Genomic DNA, 20,450 nt, shown 5'->3' with positions numbered 1-20,450 from the left:
TGACCAGCTTCGGCGAGTCCGCGCCGGCTGAGCTGCTGTTCGAAGAGTTCGGCTTCACCGTTGAGAACGTGGTCGCTAAGGCGAAAGCGCTGCTGGCGTAGGTTCGGGTCTGCTATCACCGGGGTGTTTGATAAACGCGGGGCTGGCTTATCGGCTATTCTGGCAACAACAACGCTGGCAGCTCTGCAACATAAAGGAAGGGATCGTCATGAGTAAACTTGTGATTGGCGTAAATACCGCGATGTTCGACGGCCTTGATACCGACGTCGCCTTTAGCACCATTAAAAAAGCCGGGTTTCATTACGTTGAGCTGGCCTATAACCAGGGCTACGTGGGCGATATGCCGCCCGAGCTCTTTGGCGCGGAAAACGCGGCGCATATTCGCGAGCTGCTGGAAAAACACCAGCTGGGCACGTATGCGCTGGGGGCGACGATGAATATGGGCGCCGCGGATGCCGTGGAGCAGTTCAGCCAGCGCATCCGCTTTGCCAGCATGATTGGCGCAAAATGGATCAACGTCTGCGTCGGCAGAAGCGCCGATCGCGCGCGTATTATCGATAACCTGCGCGAGCTGGCGGCGGTTGCCACCGAGCACGGCTGCACGATCTGTCTGGAAAACGGCGGCGATCCGAATTATGACGTCTTCCGCCTGGCCGACGACGGCTTTGCGCTGCTGGAGGCTATCGATAGTCCGGCGGTGGCCTTCAACGTTGATGCCGGCAATATTGTTTCGCTGTGCCCGGACGTCGATCCGGTTGCGGCGGCGATCGCCATGCTGCCGGGGGCTCAGCACTGCCACCTGAAGGATCTGCAGGTCCGCGACGGGGAGGTGCACTTCACGCCGATGGGCTACGGCCAGCTGAACTATGTGCCAATGCTGAAAGAGCTGGAGGCGCGCGCCATTCCCTGTAGCCTGGAGATTCCGCTGCGCATGCATCGCCAGCGCGACAGCTATCCGCTGCGGGGGGATTCACCTATCGACCCGGCGTATAGCCTCGAGGTGCTGATCCAGTCCCGGCAGATGCTGGAAAAATGGTTGGGCTACCCTGTCGGCGCCTGATAAATAAAAATGCGCCGCCGCTGAAATTCCAGGTAAGGGGCATAAGCCGCCGGCGCAATTTATTTTATTTTTAACTCCACAGTTTATTCTTATTTATCGATGAGAATGAACTTAACGTCATGGTCGGTATTTTTATCAGGGATTGTAAAAATGATTATAAGCATATTTCCATGTTCTGTGATTAAGGTCGCACACGGTTTCTGACGTATATGTTGTTATGTCTGTAACATAAGTTCATCAATCGCTCTTTTGTTCACATTAAGAAAAAAGAGTAACTAATGTTCACCGGGTACTTAACGCTCATAGATTAATTTCGTTTTATTTTTTTAACGACTTTTAAAATCGAAGGTTAATTATGTCTGACTCTACACTCACTCCATTACCAAATACAAAGAAGCCCACTAACTACCGCTGGGTTATCTTTGCTACGATGTTCTTCTTATTAGCCGTTAACCTGATGGATCGTATTACTTTATCGATCGGGATGCCGTATATAAAAGAAGAGTTCGATCTTTCACCCACCACTCAGGGTTTGATTCTTAGCAGCTTCTTCTGGTCCTATGCTCTGCTGCAGGTGCCGGGTGGCTGGCTGCTCGACCGCTACGGACCGCGTAAAGTGATCACCGGCGCGCTGTTTGGCTGGGGGTTCTTCCAGGCCATTATCGGCCTGGCGAGCGGCGGGATTAGCCTGATCCTTTCCCGTATCGGTTTAGGGGTCATGGAAGCGCCGGTTTCACCCAGCGGCGCGAAGCTGAGTTCAACCTGGCTGACGCAATCAGAAAGGGGCCGCGGGGCGGTTATCATGGACTCCGGCAGCCCGCTTGGCGTGGCGATCGGCGGGATTATCGTGGCCCATTTAATCGTGCTGCTGGACTCATGGCGCGTCACCTTCGTGGTGGTCGGCCTCTTCACCATGCTGCTGGGTTTTGTGGCATGGCGAATTCTGCGCGACCGCCCGACAGAACACCCGAAAGTAGACCCGCAGGAGGTGGCGTATATTGCCGCCGGCAACGTCAGCAGCGCGACCGGTGAGGAGAGTACCGCGCCGACCAAGGGGCTGGGGATCAGCTGGTTTACGATGGCGGCGATCATGATTGGCCGCGCCTCCTGGGGCATGGTGTACTGGGGACTGCTGACCTGGGGACCGAGCTATCTGGCGCAGGCGCAGGGTCTGCAGCTGGCCTCTATCGGTAACTCGACGTTTATCATCTTTATCATGGGGACGCTGGGATGCCTGTTTAGCGGCTTCTTCGTCGACTTCCTGGTGAAAAAAGGCGTCAGCCATAACGTCTCGCTGAAAAGCCTGCTCTCTATCTCCGGTATCGTCGGGCTGAGCGTGCTGTATGCGCTGTCGACGGTGACCGATCCGGACCTCGCCGTTGGCCTGCTCTCCGTCGCCGCCTTCTTCATGATGTTCGGCAGCCTCTACTGGAGCTTCCCGGCCATTCTGGCGCCGAAAGACCGCGTAGGTCTGGTTGGCGGGCTGATGAATATGGCTAACAGCTGCGCCGGGATTCTGGTGCCGATTCTGGTGGGCGTTATTTTACAGGCCACCGGGAGCTTTGAAAGCGTGCTGGTCTATTTCGCCGTCTGTGCCGGGTTCTACACCGTCGGAACGCTGTGCATTAACTTCAATAAATTACCGCTGAAAAACGGCCAGCTTTCGTACCAGAAATAAATAGCCGCAGGGTTATGTGGCCGGATCACTATTAAATACAGGATGCTGATATGTCAGTTATATTACGAGTGGATAAAGTACCGCAGGTGTTAGCGGATGAGTTAGCGCTCGCCCACACGTTGTATGAATACGGTAAATTGTCCGCTGAACAATTGCATGCCATTGCCGGGGAAGTCCAGGTAATATTAGCCAGTGGGGAGTCGAAGGTTGCGGCCGCGCTGATTAATCAATTGCCACAATTAAAACTAATCGCCGTATTTGGCGTTGGCTATGACGGCGTGGATATTCGCGCCGCTGCGCAAAAAGGCGTCCAGGTGACCAATACGCCGGATATTTTGACCGATGACGTTGCCGACCTTGGGATCGCCCTGATGCTGAACGTATCAAGGCGCATTACCGGCGCGCAGAAGTTTATTGAGCGCGGCGACTGGCAGTCCGGTACCTACCCGCAGTCAACCAAAGTTAGCGGCGGGCGGCTGGGCATCGTGGGCTTCGGCCGCATTGGCCGGGCGGTCGCGAAAAGGGCGCAGGGCTTTGCGATGCGCATTGCCTGCTTTGACCGCAATCCCGTGGAAAGCAGCGAGGTGACCTACTATCCCGATTTGCTGGCGCTGGCGAAAAATAGCGATGTGCTGATGGTATGCGCTAGCGCGGGGAAGGAGAGCCAGAAGCTGATTAACCACGACGTGCTGGCCGCGCTGGGGCCGCAGGGGATTTTAATCAACATCGCCCGCGGCAGCGTGGTGGATGAGGAGGCGCTGGCGGAGGCGCTCACCCTCGGCACGATCGGCGGCGCGGGTCTGGACGTTTTCGCCAACGAGCCCCAGGTTCCGCAGGCGCTGTTGAACCGTGATGACGTGGTGGTGACGCCGCATATTGGCAGCGCCACCCGCGCCACCCGGGCGGCGATGGCGCAGCTGGTCATCGATAATATTACGGCGTTTTATGCCGGCAAGCCGCTGCTGACGCCGGTCTCATTGGCGTGACGTCAGCGTAATGCCTACGGGCGCAATGGGGTTAATAAAAAGGGGCCTTTATGGCCCCTTTGCTATTCAGGTGTTGCTATTCAGGCGTCGCTATCAGCGCTGCGCCTCGCGCCAGGCGCTCTGCAGAAACTCGCGGCACTGGCGCTCGTTATCCCACAGGTCGTCCTGCTCGGTGGTGCGCATTTCGACGGCAAGGGAGATGGGGCCGAGCTCCTTCGGCAGCGCAAGGCTCATTGCGGTTCGGATGATGTGCGCCGCTGACGCGGTGGTGAGAAAACCCGGTTCGCCAAACTTCATATGATAATCACCGTAGCCCTCGGCCTGCGGGTCGAGGATGGCGTTCGCCAGATGCAGCTGCGAAATCAGCGGCGCGGCGAGCGTCAGTGATTCCGCCAGATCTTCCTGATTCAGCGAGACGTGGGCGCTGTCCCAGGCGAGATAGAGCTTCGGGCAGTCAGGGCGCAGCGCTTTCATCCACTCCACGGTTTCGTCCGTTGGGCCAATCAGCTGACATTTATGCGCGAAACGGTCGAGCGGCTCCACCTGTAAAAGCATGTTGTCATACTGGCCAACGACTTCGCCAATGCGTACCAGCGCTTCGCCAAACCCCTTTTTAGCCTCTTCCCGGCGCGCGTCGCCGGGATCGCCGCCGCTCACCAGCGACAGCTTGCTGGTGCCGCATTCGGCCGCCAGGTGCACCAGCTCGCAGGCGCGACGGATGGATTTCTCCCGCAGCTCCGGGTCGAGGCTGCTGAGGTTGAGCTGGTCCTTGAGCAGTTCGAAGGTCAGCCACTGGGTGACGTTCAGGCGCTGCCGTTCGGCGAGATCGCGGATGTTCGCCGCTATCTCCGGGCGGTGGATAATGCCGGTTTCAAATCCCCGGTAATAGCCGATGTCGGCGATTTTGTGGATGACCTGTAAAACGGCGTTTTCATCGCCGGCCAGCGGGAAAAAAAGTTCGGCGATGTGCGCCGAAGGATACAATTCGGTCGTTGCTGTCATATCACTGCCTCCTCAAAGAGCGGGGGGTTAAGGTGTGTGCTAAGCGGTTACGCCAGGTGCAGGAAGCGCTTTATTGGCTGTGAACATTTTAATGATATCTGAACATATGAACAAACATAGAACAGGCGTAATGTCATAACCTTGACGCCGATCGCACTTTGCTTTAAACGCCGCTTATGCGCATGTTGCTATTGATTATAATGAGGATAATGATTTCGTAATCATGGGCCAGGCAGGCGCGTTGGCGGCGCGGTTCGGCGAGATAAGCAGCATTCAGGCGTTACTATGCTGTTCAAAAGTATGCAGGGAGCGGAAAGGGAAGGCGTATCTTAGGGGCGGTGTTTAAGCTGCGGTGTGGTCAGGGATTTTGCGGCGGGTGGATTGCCGCTGGCGCTGTAGGGCCAGACGGACCCTGTTGCCGGGCCCGTCTGCGAGGAGATGCGCGGCTAAGCGTCTGTCTGCCCCTTAGCCTGGGCTGCCGTGCGGCAGCGCAAAGGCCGACAACTATTCGTCGTCGCGTTCTTTGGCGGCGCGCTGGCGGTCGTAGAACTCATCTTCCGCGGCGATGATTTCATCCAGCAGCGAGTCCATATCGACCGCGTGGACCTCTTCAACAAAGAGGCCGGTTAGCGGCGTTTCCGGAGTTAATTTCCCGTCTTCATACAGCATCCAGATCTCTTTCGCATAGCGCGTTTTTAAGAGCTGCGGGGCAAACTGGCCGTAGTAGGCGGTGATGTTATTCACGTCGCGTTCGAACATGGACTGCGCGTGGTTGTTTGCCGCGGCATCTACCGCCTGCGGCAGGTCGATAATCACCGGCCCTTGCGCATCGAGCAGGACGTTGAACTCCGACAAATCACCGTGAACAAGACCGGCGCACAGCATGCGCACGATATTGCGGATCATGGTCGCGAAGTCGGCAACGGCTTCCTCTTCCGTCAGGGCGACATCGCTCAGGCGCGGGGCCACCGCGCCCTCGGCGTCAGTGATAAGCTCCATCAATAATACGCCGTCAATGCAGATATAGGGCTGAGGTACGCGAACCCCGGCGTTAGCCAGGCGGAACAGGGCGTCGACCTCGGCCATTTGCCATGTCTCCTCCTGCTGCTTGCGGCCGAACTTTGAGCCCTTTTGCATCGCGCGGTTATTACGCGAATTGCGGACCTTACGCCCTTCCTGGTACTGCACGGCCTGCTTAAAGCTGCGCTGTGCCGCCTCTTTGTACACTTTGGCGCACTGGATCTTATCACCGCATAAAACAGTGTAAACGTCGGCTTCTTTACCGCTTTTCAGCCGCTGAAGCACTTCGTCTATCAGGCCGTCATCGACCAGAGGTTGGATTCTGTTTGGGATTTTCATGCGGCTTTATACCTTATTTCAGACACTTTTCGTACTGATAATACGGGACAGTCATCGTGTTCCATCCGGGTCAAAATCATGACATTGCTCAGTAAGTGCGATGTTTTCTGCAATCGGTCACAAGGTTAACTGGAATCAGAGAAATTGTCCCGCAGGAATGCAGGTACAAAATGGCCGCAGGGCATACGCGGTGGGGCTCTTAGGGTTTCATCTAATGCCGCCGGCCCTCTCCGATGGCGGATTTAGTGCGGGCCGGGGCAGCGAAACGGCCCTGAAGGCGCCAGGCGGTTGCGGTAAATCCAGAAAAAACAACGGACCTTAACAAATGGTCATACTTCACTCTCGCGAATAGCACATAAAGTGCAACAATTATTCTTGCACTTAATTTAGCGCCTCCCTACAATCGCCGCGATAGTGTATTCGTAATTGATACATATTTTGTGGCGATGAGCGACACAAATGGCCTTCAGCCAGCCCGAACAAAGGAAGTGGCGCTGCGTCCCCCGCGGCGTCTTGTTCGGCGGCAACAACAACCAGCGGAATAAAAATAATGAGCCTGCAAAAACCTTGGGTTAACTTTCATCGGCGTTTGTTGGGGACGGCGCTGCTCGCGGCGCTGCTTGCCGGATGCGATAACGGTGTCGCGCAAAATGCCGCGCCGCAGGCGCCTGCCGTCAGCGCCGCCGACGTCGTGGTTAAGCCTGTCAGCCAGTGGGACAGCTTCAACGGCCGAATCGAAGCGGTAGAGAGCGTCCAGCTGCGCCCGCGCGTCTCCGGCTATATCGATAAAGTGAACTACACCGATGGCCAGGAAGTGAAAAAGGGCGAGGTGCTGTTCACCATCGACGACAGAACCTACCGCGCCGCGCTCGAGCAGGCGCAGGCGGAGCTCTCGCGCAGCAAAACCCAGGCCAGCCTGGCGCGCAGCGAAGCCGGCCGAACCGATAAGCTGGTAAACACCAACGTGGTCTCCCGTGAAGAGTGGGAGCAGCGGCGTTCGGCCGCCGTCCAGGCGCAGGCCGATATGCGGGCGGCGCAGGCGGCGGTTGACGCGGCGCAGCTGAATCTTGATTTTACCAAAGTGACCGCACCTATCGACGGCCGCGCCAGCCGCGCGCTGATCACCAGCGGCAACCTCGTCACCGCAGGCGACAGCGCCAGCGTGCTCACCACCCTGGTATCGCAGAAGACGGTGTACGTCTACTTTGACGTGGATGAATCAACCTATCTTCACTATCAAAACCTTGCCCGCAGCGGGCAGGGGGCGTCCAGCAGCCATCTGGCCCTGCCGGTAGAAATTGGCCTGGTTGGGGAGGCGGGCTATCCCCATCAGGGCAAAGTGGATTTCCTCGACAATCAGCTCACGCCGAGTACCGGCACGATCCGCATGCGCGCGGTGCTGGATAATGCCCAGCGCCTGTTTACGCCGGGACTCTTCGCCCGCGTGCGCCTGCCGGGCAGCGCCGAGTTTAGCGCCATGCTGATTGACGACAAGGCGGTATTAACCGATCAGGACCGTAAATACGTTTATATCGTTGATAAAGATGGTAAAGCGCAGCGTCGTGATATCACGCCTGGCCGCCTGGCGGCGGGCCTGCGCATCGTGCAGCAGGGGCTCAACCCCGGCGATAAAGTCATCGTAGACGGCTTACAAAAAGTGTTTATGCCGGGCATGCCGGTTAACGCAAAAACCGTTGCCATGACCGCCAGCACCGCCCTTAACTGATCCCTTACCAGAGAATCCGTCGTATGGACTTTTCCCGCTTTTTTATCGACAGGCCGATTTTTGCCGCGGTGCTGTCGATTTTGATTTTCGTCACCGGGCTGATCGCGATTCCGCTGCTGCCGGTCAGCGAATATCCTGACGTCGTGCCGCCGAGCGTGCAGGTGCGCGCGGAGTATCCGGGCGCCAACCCGAAGGTTATCGCGGAAACCGTGGCAACGCCGCTGGAAGAAGCGATCAACGGCGTTGAAAACATGATGTACATGAAATCCGTCGCCGGCTCCGACGGCGTGCTGGTGACCACCGTGACCTTCCGCCCGGGTACCGATCCCGACCAGGCGCAGGTTCAGGTGCAAAACCGAGTATCGCAGGCCGAAGCCCGCCTGCCTGAGGATGTTCGCCGCCTCGGGATCACCACCCAGAAGCAGTCCCCCACGCTGACCCTGGTGGTGCATCTGTTCTCGCCCGGTGGCAAGTACGATTCGCTGTATATGCGTAACTACGCCACGCTGAAGGTCAAAGATGAGCTGGCGCGCCTGCCCGGCGTCGGCCAGATTCAGATTTTTGGCTCCGGCGAGTACGCCATGCGCGTCTGGCTGGACCCTAATAAGGTGGCGGCGCGCGGCCTGACCGCCTCTGACGTCGTTGCGGCGATGCAGGAGCAAAACGTGCAGGTTTCCGCCGGCCAGCTCGGCGCTGAGCCCCTGCCGAAAGAGAGCGATTTCCTGATCTCGATTAACGCCCAGGGGCGCCTGCATACCGAGGAGGAGTTCGGCAATATCATCCTCAAAACGGCCCAGGACGGATCGCTGGTGCGCCTGCATGACGTGGCGCGCATTGAGATGGGCTCCGGCAGCTACGCCCTGCGCTCGCAGCTGAATAATAAAGACGCGGTCGGGATTGGTATCTTCCAGTCGCCGGGGGCGAACGCCATCGACCTCTCTAACGCCGTGCGCGCGAAGATGAGCGAGCTGTCGACGCGCTTCCCGGAGGATATGAAGTGGGCGGCGCCGTACGACCCAACGGTCTTCGTGCGCGACTCCATCCGTGCGGTGGTGCAAACCCTGCTGGAAGCGGTGGTGCTGGTCGTGCTGGTGGTGATTCTGTTCCTGCAAACCTGGCGCGCGTCGATCATCCCGCTGATTGCCGTGCCGGTATCGGTGGTGGGGACGTTCAGCATTCTCTATCTGCTTGGCTTCTCGCTGAATACCCTGAGCCTGTTCGGGCTGGTGCTCGCCATCGGGATCGTGGTGGATGACGCCATCGTGGTGGTGGAGAACGTCGAGCGTAATATTGAAGAGGGGCTGGCGCCGCTGCAGGCTGCGCACCAGGCGATGCGCGAGGTGTCCGGGCCGATTATCGCGATCGCCCTGGTGCTGTGTGCGGTATTCGTGCCGATGGCCTTCCTCTCCGGCGTGACCGGGCAGTTCTACAAGCAGTTTGCGGTGACCATCGCGATTTCGACGGTGATCTCGGCGATTAACTCGCTGACGCTCTCTCCGGCGCTGGCGGCGCTGCTGCTGAAGCCGCACGGCGCGCCGAAAGATATGCCGACCCGGCTTATCGACAGGCTGTTCGGCTGGCTGTTCCGGCCGTTTAACCGCTTCTTCAACCGCAGCTCTAACGGCTATCAGGGGCTGGTCGCGAAAACCCTTGGCCGCCGCGGGTCGGTGTTCGTGGTTTATCTCCTGCTGCTTTGCGCCGCCGGCGTGATGTTTAAAGTCGTGCCCGGCGGATTTATTCCGACCCAGGATAAGCTGTACCTGATTGGTGGCGTGAAGATGCCGGAAGGCGCTTCGCTGGCGCGAACCGATGCGATGATCCGCAAAATGAGCGAAATCGGCATGAACACCGAAGGCGTGGATTATGCGGTGGCGTTTCCGGGGCTCAACGCGCTGCAGTTTACCAATACGCCGAACACCGGGACGGTCTTCTTCGGCCTGAAGCCGTTCGATCAGCGTACGCACACCGCGGCGGAAATTAACGCCGAGATTAACGCGAAGATCGCGCAGCTGCAGCAGGGGTTCGGCTTCTCGATCCTGCCGCCGCCGATTCTGGGGCTGGGCCAGGGTTCTGGCTACTCGCTCTATATTCAGGACCGGGCCGGGCTGGGCTACGGCGCGCTGCAAACCGCGGTTAACACCATGTCGGGGGCGATTATGCAGACGCCGGGAATGCACTTCCCAATCTCCACCTATCAGGCCAACGTTCCGCAGCTGGATGTGCAGGTGGACCGCGATAAGGCCAAGGCCCAGGGCGTGTCGCTGACCGACCTGTTCGGGACGCTGCAGACCTATCTGGGATCGTCCTACGTGAACGATTTCAACCAGTTTGGCCGCACCTGGCGCGTGATGGCTCAGGCTGACGGACCGTTCCGCGAGAGCGTGGAGGATATCGGTAATCTGCGCACCCGCAACAGCCAGGGTGAGATGGTGCCGATTGGCAGCATGGTGAATATCACCACCACCTACGGGCCTGACCCGGTGATCCGCTACAACGGCTACCCGGCGGCGGACCTGATCGGCGATGCCGATCCGCGCGTGCTGTCGTCCGCTCAGGCGATGACAACGCTGGCCGGGATGTCAAAGCAGGTGCTGCCGAACGGGATGAATATTGAATGGACCGACCTTAGCTACCAGCAGGCCACTCAGGGCAATACGGCTATGATCGTCTTCCCGGTCGCGGTGCTGCTGGCGTTCCTGGTGCTGGCGGCGCTGTATGAGAGCTGGACGCTGCCGCTGGCGGTGATCCTGATCGTCCCGATGACCCTGCTCTCCGCGCTGTTCGGCGTCTGGCTAACCGGCGGGGATAATAACGTGTTCGTGCAGGTGGGGCTGGTGGTGCTGATGGGGCTGGCCTGTAAGAACGCGATCCTGATCGTCGAGTTCGCCCGCGAGCTGGAGATGCAGGGGAAAGGGATTGTCGAGGCCGCGCTGGAGGCCTGCCGCCTGCGTCTGCGTCCGATTGTAATGACCTCGATTGCCTTTATCGCCGGGACCATTCCGCTGATTCTGGGACACGGTGCGGGCGCGGAGGTTCGCGGTGTCACCGGGATCACGGTGTTCTCCGGGATGTTAGGGGTGACGCTGTTTGGTCTGTTCCTGACGCCGGTGTTTTACGTCACGCTGCGCAAGTTCGTAGCGCGCGGCAAGCCGGCAGTGGAAGTTCAGCCTTCCTGACGTTGTGAGCAGCCTTTGTAGCATAAAAAAACCGCCTTCAGTGAAGGCGGTTTTTTACTATTTAAGGGGGCCGGAGCGACGGGTTTAGTGCGCTTTTTTGGCGAGATCGTCTGCTTCGAACAGCGACAGGCAGCCGCTGATATCGCCTTTTTTGACCTTTTCCAGCGCGCTCGCCACTGTATGGCGGGCCAGCACGTTCAGCGATGCCTGCTCGGCTTCGTCGGCGATGGATTTGAAGTACCAGCAGGCGTTGGCGCTGACCACGCAGCGGGCCGGGACGTCAGGACGCGAAGCCCACAACTTTTTGTCTTCGATAACGGATACGTAGATATCGCGCAGGGTAATTTTATCAGCCGGGCGGCCAAGGTGGATGGATCCGTTGCGCCCCAGCGTCGAGACGATAATGCCGTCGCGCGTGAGGGGAACCATCAGTTTACGGATAAAGCTCGGATTGGCTTCCAGGCCATAGGCGAGGATCGCGCTGGTCGAACGTTCACCCAACTGCTCCGCCATCGCTACGCTGAGAACCATCTGCAAAGCTGTCGGGAAGCGGTAATCTAGCATTTCATCTTCCTGGGTCGCGGTGAATATTATTCTTTTTGGCACCGCAGAGGTGAGTGATCAATAAGCACAATATAACAAATAAGGCGACTTTTTAGAAGGAATCCCCGTCGGGGAGGGCACGTAAAGTCCATTTTCACGGTGGGCCTTTAGTGGGGGGGTGGGGCTGAAAGGGAATGAAATGCGTGAGTCGCGTTGCGGGGCGATAAAGCGTTTGCTCAAAGGGAAGGTGAGCAGAGTGGGGTCAGTCCATAGTGCTAAATCAGAGACCTTCGTCTTTTTGCAGGCCCCGGATAAACTCAGCCGGAGTCATGTCATTTAATGATGAATGTGTTCTCTCATGATTATACTCCCTGCCCAGTTGTCGAGTTTGTATTGTGCATCTTCCAGTGACAGGAACCAGTGAATGTTCAGGCATTCATCCCGCAGACTACCGTTAAATGATTCAATAAACGGATTATCTGTCGGCTTTCCGGGGCGGGAGAAGTCCATGGTTACACCATGCTCGTACGCACATTGGAGGTCTCAATGTTAATAAAAATAAAAAAAATACACATATTTATCAGCCTAGACACAAACAACATTCGAAGTATGCAGAGTTCAATCTGCCACCGGCCGTGACAGTTGTATCTTACGCTTATCGGCTATGCGCTGAAGCGCGCTCTGCAACAATGCCCTGTCCTCAGGTTCGTTTTGTGCGTAGATCCATAAAGTCCGTAAATCGTTATCGCTGAGTACGCCAGCCAGAAACCCCCATAGAGCCTCTTGGTCATCCCTCATCAACCGAAACATCCTGCCCTCTTCTATGCGAGATATGAGTTGTTTCATCGTTGAAGAGTCCTCAGCTAATGAACAGGCGGCGAGAAAAGCACGCATTTGGTCATGGCGGAACTCCCACTTATTTTGGACCTTACGTATCACCCTTGGACTGTCTTTGGAGAGAATATCTGCTACACCATCGCCAAGCGCATCCCCCTCTTCGGACGTAAACGAACGTCCTTTCTCGACGACCATCTTCACCGCCAGTTGCCGGAGTGGTGACAGGTCAAGCGGTTCCCCATCACCACGTGTGGCCCTTGAAAGAATGGCACAATAGAGTCCAATCCGCCCCTCAGGTATTGGTGTGCCAAACGGATCGCTTTCCATTAGTTCAAACAAAAGTCGGAGGTCATAGCCTGACACTATTTCAACGTTACTCTCCGAAGCCAGACGTTTATCCAGTTCTCTACCGGTTTCACTATTTCTGAACCATAGCATCAGCAGCTCTGTACGCTGTTTGGCAATCGTTTTCGGTAAAGTCCAAAATGACCAATTCTCTTGCGCTTCGGATTGTGAAGTAGCAATAATTTTTACTTGAGGGTACTGACGTTCAAACGAAGTAATCGCCTCCTTACAATCAGCTTCATTTGTACCATCGAGCGCAATAGCAATATGACCTGCACGTAGCATAGCAGTCAGTAAGCTTACATCGCCAAGCGGCAACCCAAATTGCATGAATCGCCTGCTGATGACTTCGACAACCCAGCTTTCAGGATTAGCCGAATCTGGGGACTTAATCATTGCATAATCCCTAACCGGCAACATAATCAATATAAAGCCATACAGACGAACTACATTTGCAAGTGTTGTATTTTCCGAGCCGCAGTAGTAGGCCCTCGCCCATGCCTTAAAAATAGCGGTTTTCCCCATTCCAATGCCCCCTTGCAGCCACACGCGTGTTCGGGAGTTTAATTCACCGAGTAAGGCTGAGGACGCTAGCATCTCTCCCATTGTATTTCGCACAGGTGAATCAAAGAAAGGGGAGGGTTCAGCGGCCAGTAACTTTCTGCGGACGTTTTGAAACCAAGGCTCCAGCACCCAACACTGTACTGCCGGCACATGCCGTAATAAAAAAAATGGCCCGGTCAACAATTTTGCGCCCCAGGCCGGATCTGAAAGCACACCAAAAACGGAGAGTGAATAATGAGAGAATACTAACAGAGCCAAAAACAGGATGATATATATAGCGCCGAGCGCGATCATTAATTGTGGCCAGACAGACATAAAATATTCTATCAGTGTTTTTCCTTTGACAGGGATCTGGATAGATTTTCCTATTGTAGTTCCAGCCTGAGATAGCTGCAGTTGCCAGTTACCTGCTTCCTTAAATGTCACACTTGAAGTAACTTCAGCGAATTCAGCCGCCATCTTCGTACTTTTAACTCGATTAATCTCAGCCCATTGTTTCGTATTCGGTTCAGCTTTATCGTATAAGAGTGAGAGACGCAGTCCGAGCTCCTCAATCTGAGAAGCGCAGGGGTGAGAAATACGTAGGTCAACCTCTTGGGTCATATCCTTAAGAAACGGATCCTTCTGAATATATTGGACGTCAGCTTTACTCAACGGCAAAGAAGGAATTGTATAAAGGCCATTCTGCGCACCGATTAAGACTACATCGCTTTCAGGTGCCGTATCTATCACAAACACTAGCCCCGTCCTCTCACCACCCGCGGGGATCATCTTCAATGATGCTGTATCGAGCCGAAACCAACCGTTCGAAGAGCCGATTAATAATCCATCATTACCGGGCAAGTCATGCACTTCGCCCACAGTGCCCGTATTCACATCGCCCACTGATACGATCTTTTTTGAAGCAATATCGAAGCGGTATAACCCTTTCTCCGCACCAATGAGTATCCCATTAGCTCCGGGCAAATCGTGCATGACAAACACATGACCTGGTTCTTCACCATCAGCCTGAACTACCTTTCCCAAAGCCTTATCAAACAAGTAAAAACCATTCTCCGCAGCGATAATGACGCCTTTGCCATCCGTCAAATCCTGCGTGTCGTAGACAGAACCAGTGTTTATACCGTCAGCCAACTTTGTCGTAGATAAATTCTTATCAAACAAATAAACGCCATTTTTTGCAGCAATGAGTATCTTGGGGCTACCGGGAAAATCATGTATCGCATTTACTGAATTTATTTTTACTCCAGGGATCACTTTCACTCGTTTTCCTTCTGAGAGAAATAAGCCATTCTGAGCTCCAATGAGTGCTTGGTCACTTTTTGAGAGGGCAAATGTTTCACCGGCTTTCCCCGTCTCAGTATTGCTGACTATGACCACTTTTTTAGATTCAGGATCAAACAGGAATACTCCTTCCCACGTGCTTATTAGAACTCCATTACGCCCAGGTAAATCATACATCCAGACTACCGCCCCCGGATTTTTCCACTCGATCCTTACCACTTTTTTCAATTCTATATCGAATAAAAATAGGCCATTCCAGGTGCCGATCAGAACCCCTTTACCATCCGGCAGAGAGTGCATCAAAATCACGGGTTCAGTCCCGCCTCCGTCAGCCATACTCACTTTTCGTGACGTAGCGTCATATAGAAACACACCATTAATAGCACCAATAAGTACTTCATGGATGCTGGGCAGTTTTTGTATCGCGGTAATTTCGCCAGTCGTTTCACGATCAGCGATGGTCACTTGCTTCAGCTTATTATCGAAAAGGAACAAACCTTTCCACGCAACAATGAGTTCCTGTTTATTCTCCTGCAGTTTTACCATATCAATGACAGGACCTGTCGCGGTCTCAGCACCAACAGGAATCAAGCACCCCCCCCAATCTTCACTAGCCCCTGAAGCCTGAACTGAAGTAAATGCCATTACAAGGCCGAGCGTAATACTAACGAGAAGCCGGGTAAGCTTCTGATATCGATTATGGGATTCACGCAGATTAATCATTCAGGCTCCCCACATTGTCAATGAGAATAGTTATTCAATTGCAGCGGGTTCAACACGGAACTTAAAGGCATCTACTACTAGCGTAGTCAATTAATTGGCGACAGATTAATAAATCTCAAGTACAGGTTGTGGCTAAACTACATTACTTTTATGCCCGCCATTAAGCTTGGACTGACCCACCCCGCTTCCTTGGGTTTGGCTGATTCGATTTCCTTCACGGATAGAGGTTTGGTTTGTCTTGCCATTGCCGGGTTTCCATAGTTTTAGGCACCTCAAAAACAATAATGCTTTATGAGGTGCCTAACAAGGTGCCTAAAAGGATCGGATTTAATTAGTTGGCATCAGACTTCGCGGGACAAATTGAGGGCACAAAAAAGCCCGCAGGGCTTGCGCCGTGCGGGCTTTCAGGACTTCATCGGATGACTCTGGTAATCACCGATGGAGAATTTTGGTGGAGCTGGCGGAGTCTGAATAAATCGCGTAAGTATTTAAATTTAAATTATTTTAATGTGTTCAACTTTCATTTGTGTACCTAAACGTGTACCAATTATGGAATGTCATAGCATTCTTCCCTATCTAAAGTTGTCGATTGCTCTTCCTCCTGATGATTTTTCTGGATCTACAAAGGCTGGATAAAAAGTTTTTTTGCATTTAACTGTTCACACTGTTCACCTCCTTATTTTTCTTTTTAATATCATAATGATAGTCGGTGATCAGTTGGTGAAGAGTGAACAGTCAACTCTTCACCTTAGCGCATCTCCGGCCTGTTTACGGCGTCCACCACCTCAATATGATGGTGATGAGGGGGGGGTAAAAAGTTTTTTTGCATTTAACTGTTCACACTGTTCACCTCCTTATTTTTCTTTTTAATATCATGATGATAGATGATGAACGGTTGGTGAAGAGTGAACAGTCAACTCTTCACCTCAGCGCGTCTCTGGCCTGTTTCCGGCGACCATCACCGCAATATGATGGTGATGAGGGGGGGGGTAAAAAGTTTTTTTGGGTTTAACTGTTCACACTGTTCACCTTTGGTTTTTTATTAATACTTTCATAGTGATACAGGGTGAACATACGGTGAAGGGTGAACAGTGGATTGTTCACCCTTGAGGGAGGGGCATATACAAAAAGACCGGCTGTTGCCGGTCCGGATAGGTTATGTCGCGGTGGGTTCGTCGCACTTCGGCAGCCAGTCGCCGTAGCTTTCCTCTTTCAGCGACAGGTTAGTTTGTATCCCCTGCTTTGTGTGCCGCTTCTCATAATTCATCCCGTACTCTTTCAGCATCATGGGCAGTCCCAGTCCGAACATTTTCAGGCTGAGCACGTTCCTGTACCCGTTGGCCTCCATATAGGCCAGATACGCGTGATAGAGATATTTACGGTAATTACGCGGGATGATACTGGCATTACCCATAAACATCCCGTTGGTCTGCGGCTGCGCCTCCAGATAGCCGCAAAAATCAAACGTCGGGTCAGCATCACGCTTGATGCTCAGTGCCTCGTCGGAGTTCTGCTGCGACTGGAGCAGCGCGCGGGCGCTCATCGGGTCGCTGAACTGCTGCATCAACTGGCGCACGATGACGGCCAGCTCGCGGGCGATTTTATCCCTGAGCTGCGGGTCGCGTTCTTCCGGCGCTATCTGCTCCGGGAAGTGGATAATCACCCGGCGGCGTGACACGCCGCCGCTGCGGTCGGTGAAGCGCATAGGATTGTTGTTCACGGCCAGAATCACCGCCGGAATATGCGTCGAGTAGGGATTCTGGTATTTCGGGTCAACGGAGACCGCATCGCCGCCGGTAATGGCCTTGAGTCCGGCACCGTCACCGCTCCATTTCTCCTGGTCAGGCAGACGAATGAGCGAGAAGCCAATCAGGGAGGCACGTTTACGGGGGTCTTCCAGCGTGTCGATATCCGCCGACGTGGCGTTATCCTCTCCGGCCAGCATCGTGGCGATTTCGGCCAGAATACTTTTCCCGCTGCCGCCGGGGCCGGTGACTTCGAGAAAGAGCTGCCAGTCGTAGCGGTTCGCCAGTACCATAAACAGCGCAGCCAGAATCACGTTACGTTTTGTCGGGTTGCCACTGGCCGCCCGGTCGAGCCAGCGCCAGAAGTTCGGCGCGTGGGTTTCCAGCGTTTCGCCCTCCACCGGCGGGGTGAAATCCACATCGCACAGGGTGCGCAGCCAGTGTGATTTGCTGTGCGGGCTGAACAGGCCGCTTTGGGTATCGAGTACGCCGTTGCGAAAACCAATCAGACGGCGTGCCGGTGCCTCCTGCTGCGGAATAATCAGTTTCAGGGTCTCCACCACCGACGCAATTCTCCCCGACGAGAACGGGGCGCGCAGGCGCTGGAACAGTCCGGCCACGTCGCGGGCAAAATCAGACGGCGTTATCACCTTCCAGATGCCGTTTTCATAGCGGGACAGGAGCTGGCCGTTGGCATCGACGGCCAGCGCTTCGCCATAATGCTCGTGCACCCGCATCGCCTTATCGCTGGCGCTCATGGCGGTAAATTCCGCCTCGCTCATGGTGTCGAACGGGCTCTGTGCCGCTGGCCGGATGGCGGCATAAATGGCTTTCCGCGTGGCGTCCTCCCCCTTCAGCATCACCGCATCATTCCAGTCACCAAATACCGGCGGCAGGGCAATAACGCCCTCGCAGGCTTCTGCGGCCGCAGCGGCTTTAGTCTGGCCGTCGCCGTTCAGGTCACGGTCGGCGGCGAGGATAATCTGACAGGCCGGGTGTTTCTGACGAGCCAGGCTCGCCAGAGAAAGAAGGTTCACGGACGACAGCGCCACCATGACGGTTTCGCCGGTCAGGTGATGCACGGTAAGGGCCGTCGCATAGCCCTCCGCTATCCACAGGCGTTTCCCGGCCTGTTTCTGTCCGTCGATGAGATGGCATGCCCCTTTGACCTGCCCGCCTTTCAGGGTGCGCTTGAGCCCCTCAGCATTAATAAGCTGGAGGTTAACCAGCGCGCCGGTCCCGTCATACAGCGGCACCACCACATCACCGGCGCGGTAGGCCACGCCGCCGGTTTTGTGCGACGTGGTCAGCGTCAGACACTCACGACCGGCAAAGCCCTTGCGGGTCAGGTAGGTGTTGCCGGTGGCCGGGCGCGTTTTCTCCAGCAGTCTGACGGCCAGCGCGGCCGCTGCTTTGCGGTCGGCTTCAGTCTCAGCCTCTGCGGCTGCTGCCACCTCCGGGGCCACCGGCGGCAGGTGGCCGGTGACGGCGTTCACCTTCCCGGCGGCCTCGGATGCCGACACGCCGAACACCTTCTCAACCAGTTTCAGGCCGTCACCGGCGCCGCACTGGTTACAGAACCATGTACCGCGCCCCTCTTTATCGTCAAAGCGGAACCGGTCAGCGCCGCCACACACCGGGCAGGCCTGATGGCGGTTTTTTATCACTTTCATTCCCAGCGCCGGGAGAATGCGCGGCCAGTGGCCGCACGCCTGTTTTACGGTGTCCCTTACGTTCATTTTCATAGTTTTCTCCCTCAGTGCAGTACAGGCGATGTCAGATGGCGGGCGCAGAGCTCATCCATCACGGCGAGCCCGAGGAAGGACAGCGACGGGGCGGCTTTCAGCGGCCCGGCCTGCATCAAATCTTCCAGCAGTGCACAGGCAATCAGACGGCCTTTTTCCTCGCCGTGCTGGCGCAGGTAGAAGCCTTCCAGCTCGGTGGCGATGGCACTTTCCAGCGCGTCGAGGGTGAGGTGGGGATAGCGATGCTGACGTTCGCACAGGGTCAGCCAGGCACAGGCCACGGCGCGGCGATACAGGGCGGCACGTAATACGGGCGGCAGAGGCGTTTTCATACGTTGCCCTCCCCGGTCAGCCAGCGCTGGTTGCAGCGCTCGACCACGCCGTCGAGCTGGGCGGTCATCAGGTAAATCACGGAGGTAAGCTGCGACTGTTGCGCCGGGTCGCGGCGCAGGGAGGTGCAGTCCTGCACCTGCATCAGGTCGCTGACGAGCTTGCCGACATTGCGCATATGTTCAAGGCATTCGAGGTCACGGGCAGTAATCGTGGAGTGTCTCATGCGCGCACCTCCGCCACCGGCAGACGCCCGGCAAACGAGAGGACGTAATCGCGGACGAGGGAAAGGCGTGCGGCGTGTTCATTACCGGCAACGGTACGAAGCATACAGATACGGGGCTGACGGTCTGCGCGACGGACAGCGGCAAACACGAAGACAAATTGCGGGTGAGACGGGGTGAGGGTCGTAGCCATAGGGGCAACCTCCTTTGTTAGCTGAATACAGCCACCACCGGAGTTCCTACGCTCATGGGTGGTAGCCCGGACGGGGGTAGGAATACCGGCAACAAAGGAAACCGGCCAGCCCGGAGGCTGCCCCGCCCGGGCCACCATTATAAAGATGCTGCAATGGCTAAAAAACCAGTGCGCAAATAATGGGTGCACGAGAGCACAGACACAAAAAAAGACGCATGGCGCGTCTGGTGTCGCCTTTGTTTCGCTCGGGTTCCTACGCCCGGCTGCCGATTTTGCGACAGCAGCGAAACTATACCTGGAAACGGCAAAGGGAAGCAAGCCAGAAAAAGGGGCTTTTTGCGGAACGGGCATCATCATGCGTCATAGCCCCGGTTGCGTTCGGCGATACGGTCGGCCATCCACCCGATGACTTCCGACTGAGCCCACGCCACATTTTTTCCGCCGAGGGAGATTTGCTTCGGAAAAGCCTCCCGGCTGATGAGGTCGTAAATCGTGGAGCGGGACAGCCCGCACAGATGCATCACTTCGGGCAGGCGAATAAAGCGCTCCTGAACGGCATCAGAGACCGGCATCAGCGGCGCGGCAGGGGCAGAAGACGGGGAAGAAAAAGCGGTGTGCATCGGGCTACCTCATAAAGTCCATACAGTGCCGGTCGTGTCCGTCCGGCTTCGGGTAGCTCTCTATTTTGTGAATATTTTCCCCGAGGGCAACAAGTCATTTTGTAGTGGCCCACCACACAACAAACTGTTAACAAGCAAATGGCAAACAGTGGCAATCCCTGACAATCGTTGACAATCCCTGATAATCCTTTGGCAAACCGATGATTACTTTTAGATATATATATTTATTTTTTAATAACTAAAAAATCTAAGCAAGCAGAGCATCGTAAAAACAGAAAGGTGAACAGTGGTGAACAGTGGGTGAACAGTC

14 protein-coding genes and 3 pseudogenes are annotated in these 20,450 nt (G+C 55.6%); 6 read left to right on the top strand and 11 right to left on the bottom strand.

Annotation, left to right across the window (positions count from 1 at the left end; translation table 11 throughout):
* The 4 genes and pseudogenes from M2416_RS27025 to M2416_RS26235 form a co-directional block, all read left to right on the top strand.
* Positions 1 to 101 (top strand): annotated as a pseudogene (locus M2416_RS27025) (transketolase-like TK C-terminal-containing protein); the annotation flags it as partial.
* Positions 102 to 208: 107 nt separating this feature from the next.
* Positions 209 to 1,060, top strand: a complete 852-nt coding sequence (locus M2416_RS26245; RefSeq protein ID WP_259227558.1) for a sugar phosphate isomerase/epimerase family protein — start codon at positions 209 to 211, stop codon at positions 1,058 to 1,060.
* Positions 1,061 to 1,415: 355 nt separating this feature from the next.
* Positions 1,416 to 2,738 (top strand): MFS transporter, encoded by a 1,323-nt coding sequence (locus M2416_RS26240; protein WP_195710530.1) that lies wholly within the window; start codon positions 1,416 to 1,418, stop codon positions 2,736 to 2,738.
* Between the two features lie 50 nt (positions 2,739 to 2,788).
* Entirely contained in the window at positions 2,789 to 3,724 is a 936-nt protein-coding gene (locus M2416_RS26235) for a 2-hydroxyacid dehydrogenase (RefSeq protein ID WP_076948153.1), read from the top strand.
* 93 nt (positions 3,725 to 3,817) lie between these two features.
* Here the strand turns inward: M2416_RS26235 and M2416_RS26230 are convergent, their stop codons facing one another.
* Both M2416_RS26230 and M2416_RS26225 read right to left on the bottom strand, forming a co-directional pair.
* Complete coding sequence (locus tag M2416_RS26230; protein WP_259227557.1) at positions 3,818 to 4,726, bottom strand: sugar phosphate isomerase/epimerase family protein; 909 nt, start codon at positions 4,724 to 4,726, stop codon at positions 3,818 to 3,820.
* Between the two features lie 504 nt (positions 4,727 to 5,230).
* Complete coding sequence (locus M2416_RS26225) at positions 5,231 to 6,085, bottom strand: PA4780 family RIO1-like protein kinase (protein WP_259227556.1); 855 nt, start codon at positions 6,083 to 6,085, stop codon at positions 5,231 to 5,233.
* Between the two features lie 550 nt (positions 6,086 to 6,635).
* Between M2416_RS26225 and M2416_RS26220 the strand changes: the two genes are divergently transcribed.
* A complete protein-coding gene (locus M2416_RS26220) occupies positions 6,636 to 7,811 on the top strand; it encodes an efflux RND transporter periplasmic adaptor subunit (protein WP_259227555.1) in 1,176 nt (391 codons plus the stop codon).
* Positions 7,812 to 7,834: 23 nt separating this feature from the next.
* Positions 7,835 to 10,987, top strand: coding sequence for a multidrug efflux RND transporter permease subunit OqxB (oqxB, locus tag M2416_RS26215; protein ID WP_259227554.1), 3,153 nt, complete (start codon positions 7,835 to 7,837; stop codon positions 10,985 to 10,987).
* An 84-nt stretch (positions 10,988 to 11,071) separates the two neighbouring features.
* Here oqxB and M2416_RS26210 read toward each other — a convergent pair whose 3' ends face one another.
* From M2416_RS26210 to M2416_RS26170, 9 genes and pseudogenes are all read right to left on the bottom strand, one after another.
* Positions 11,072 to 11,551: an RrF2 family transcriptional regulator gene (locus M2416_RS26210; RefSeq protein WP_041146807.1), complete on the bottom strand. Its 480-nt coding sequence runs from the start codon at positions 11,549 to 11,551 to the stop codon at positions 11,072 to 11,074.
* Between the two features lie 259 nt (positions 11,552 to 11,810).
* Positions 11,811 to 12,061 (bottom strand): annotated as a pseudogene (locus M2416_RS26205) (integrase core domain-containing protein); the annotation flags it as partial.
* 87 nt (positions 12,062 to 12,148) lie between these two features.
* The gene (locus M2416_RS26200) at positions 12,149 to 15,283 is read right to left on the bottom strand and encodes a ligand-binding sensor domain-containing protein (protein ID WP_259227553.1); all 3,135 of its coding nucleotides are present in this window, start codon (positions 15,281 to 15,283) and stop codon (positions 12,149 to 12,151) included.
* Between the two features lie 173 nt (positions 15,284 to 15,456).
* Positions 15,457 to 15,528: pseudogene (locus M2416_RS26195) on the bottom strand (integrase arm-type DNA-binding domain-containing protein); the annotation flags it as partial.
* A 911-nt stretch (positions 15,529 to 16,439) separates the two neighbouring features.
* Complete coding sequence (locus tag M2416_RS26190; protein WP_259227552.1) at positions 16,440 to 18,773, bottom strand: primase-helicase zinc-binding domain-containing protein; 2,334 nt, start codon at positions 18,771 to 18,773, stop codon at positions 16,440 to 16,442.
* A gap of 11 nt (positions 18,774 to 18,784) precedes the next feature.
* Positions 18,785 to 19,105, bottom strand: a complete 321-nt coding sequence (locus M2416_RS26185) for a DUF5375 domain-containing protein (RefSeq protein ID WP_004219159.1) — start codon at positions 19,103 to 19,105, stop codon at positions 18,785 to 18,787.
* Positions 19,102 to 19,329, bottom strand: a complete 228-nt coding sequence (locus M2416_RS26180) for a hypothetical protein (protein WP_259227550.1) — start codon at positions 19,327 to 19,329, stop codon at positions 19,102 to 19,104. The genes M2416_RS26185 and M2416_RS26180 overlap by 4 nt, the downstream gene beginning before the upstream one ends.
* A complete protein-coding gene (locus tag M2416_RS26175; RefSeq protein WP_259227549.1) occupies positions 19,326 to 19,877 on the bottom strand; it encodes a host cell division inhibitor Icd-like protein in 552 nt (183 codons plus the stop codon). The genes M2416_RS26180 and M2416_RS26175 overlap by 4 nt, the downstream gene beginning before the upstream one ends.
* Positions 19,874 to 20,140: a helix-turn-helix transcriptional regulator gene (locus tag M2416_RS26170; protein WP_259227548.1), complete on the bottom strand. Its 267-nt coding sequence runs from the start codon at positions 20,138 to 20,140 to the stop codon at positions 19,874 to 19,876. The genes M2416_RS26175 and M2416_RS26170 overlap by 4 nt, the downstream gene beginning before the upstream one ends.
* Positions 20,141 to 20,450 lie beyond the last annotated feature (310 nt).

Source organism: Klebsiella sp. BIGb0132 (genome assembly GCF_024810075.1).
Taxonomy (GTDB): Bacteria; Pseudomonadota; Gammaproteobacteria; order Enterobacterales; family Enterobacteriaceae; genus Klebsiella; species Klebsiella terrigena.
This window is presented reverse-complemented; position numbering and strand designations above follow the sequence as displayed.

What these genes read in the sequence shown, in the direction of transcription:
- M2416_RS26245 (WP_259227558.1), top strand. Translation starts at nt 209, where the DNA reads ATGAGTAAACTTGTGATTGGCGTAAATACCGCGATGTTCGACGGCCTT.
- M2416_RS26240 (WP_195710530.1), top strand. Translation starts at nt 1,416, where the DNA reads ATGTCTGACTCTACACTCACTCCATTACCAAATACAAAGAAGCCCACT.
- M2416_RS26235 (WP_076948153.1), top strand. Translation starts at nt 2,789, where the DNA reads ATGTCAGTTATATTACGAGTGGATAAAGTACCGCAGGTGTTAGCGGAT.
- M2416_RS26230 (WP_259227557.1), bottom strand. Translation starts at nt 4,726, where the DNA reads ATGACAGCAACGACCGAATTGTATCCTTCGGCGCACATCGCCGAACTT.
- M2416_RS26225 (WP_259227556.1), bottom strand. Translation starts at nt 6,085, where the DNA reads ATGAAAATCCCAAACAGAATCCAACCTCTGGTCGATGACGGCCTGATA.
- M2416_RS26220 (WP_259227555.1), top strand. Translation starts at nt 6,636, where the DNA reads ATGAGCCTGCAAAAACCTTGGGTTAACTTTCATCGGCGTTTGTTGGGG.
- oqxB (WP_259227554.1), top strand. Translation starts at nt 7,835, where the DNA reads ATGGACTTTTCCCGCTTTTTTATCGACAGGCCGATTTTTGCCGCGGTG.
- M2416_RS26210 (WP_041146807.1), bottom strand. Translation starts at nt 11,551, where the DNA reads ATGCTAGATTACCGCTTCCCGACAGCTTTGCAGATGGTTCTCAGCGTA.
- M2416_RS26200 (WP_259227553.1), bottom strand. Translation starts at nt 15,283, where the DNA reads ATGATTAATCTGCGTGAATCCCATAATCGATATCAGAAGCTTACCCGG.
- M2416_RS26190 (WP_259227552.1), bottom strand. Translation starts at nt 18,773, where the DNA reads ATGAAAATGAACGTAAGGGACACCGTAAAACAGGCGTGCGGCCACTGG.
- M2416_RS26185 (WP_004219159.1), bottom strand. Translation starts at nt 19,105, where the DNA reads ATGAAAACGCCTCTGCCGCCCGTATTACGTGCCGCCCTGTATCGCCGC.
- M2416_RS26180 (WP_259227550.1), bottom strand. Translation starts at nt 19,329, where the DNA reads ATGAGACACTCCACGATTACTGCCCGTGACCTCGAATGCCTTGAACAT.
- M2416_RS26175 (WP_259227549.1), bottom strand. Translation starts at nt 19,877, where the DNA reads ATGATGATGCCCGTTCCGCAAAAAGCCCCTTTTTCTGGCTTGCTTCCC.
- M2416_RS26170 (WP_259227548.1), bottom strand. Translation starts at nt 20,140, where the DNA reads ATGCACACCGCTTTTTCTTCCCCGTCTTCTGCCCCTGCCGCGCCGCTG.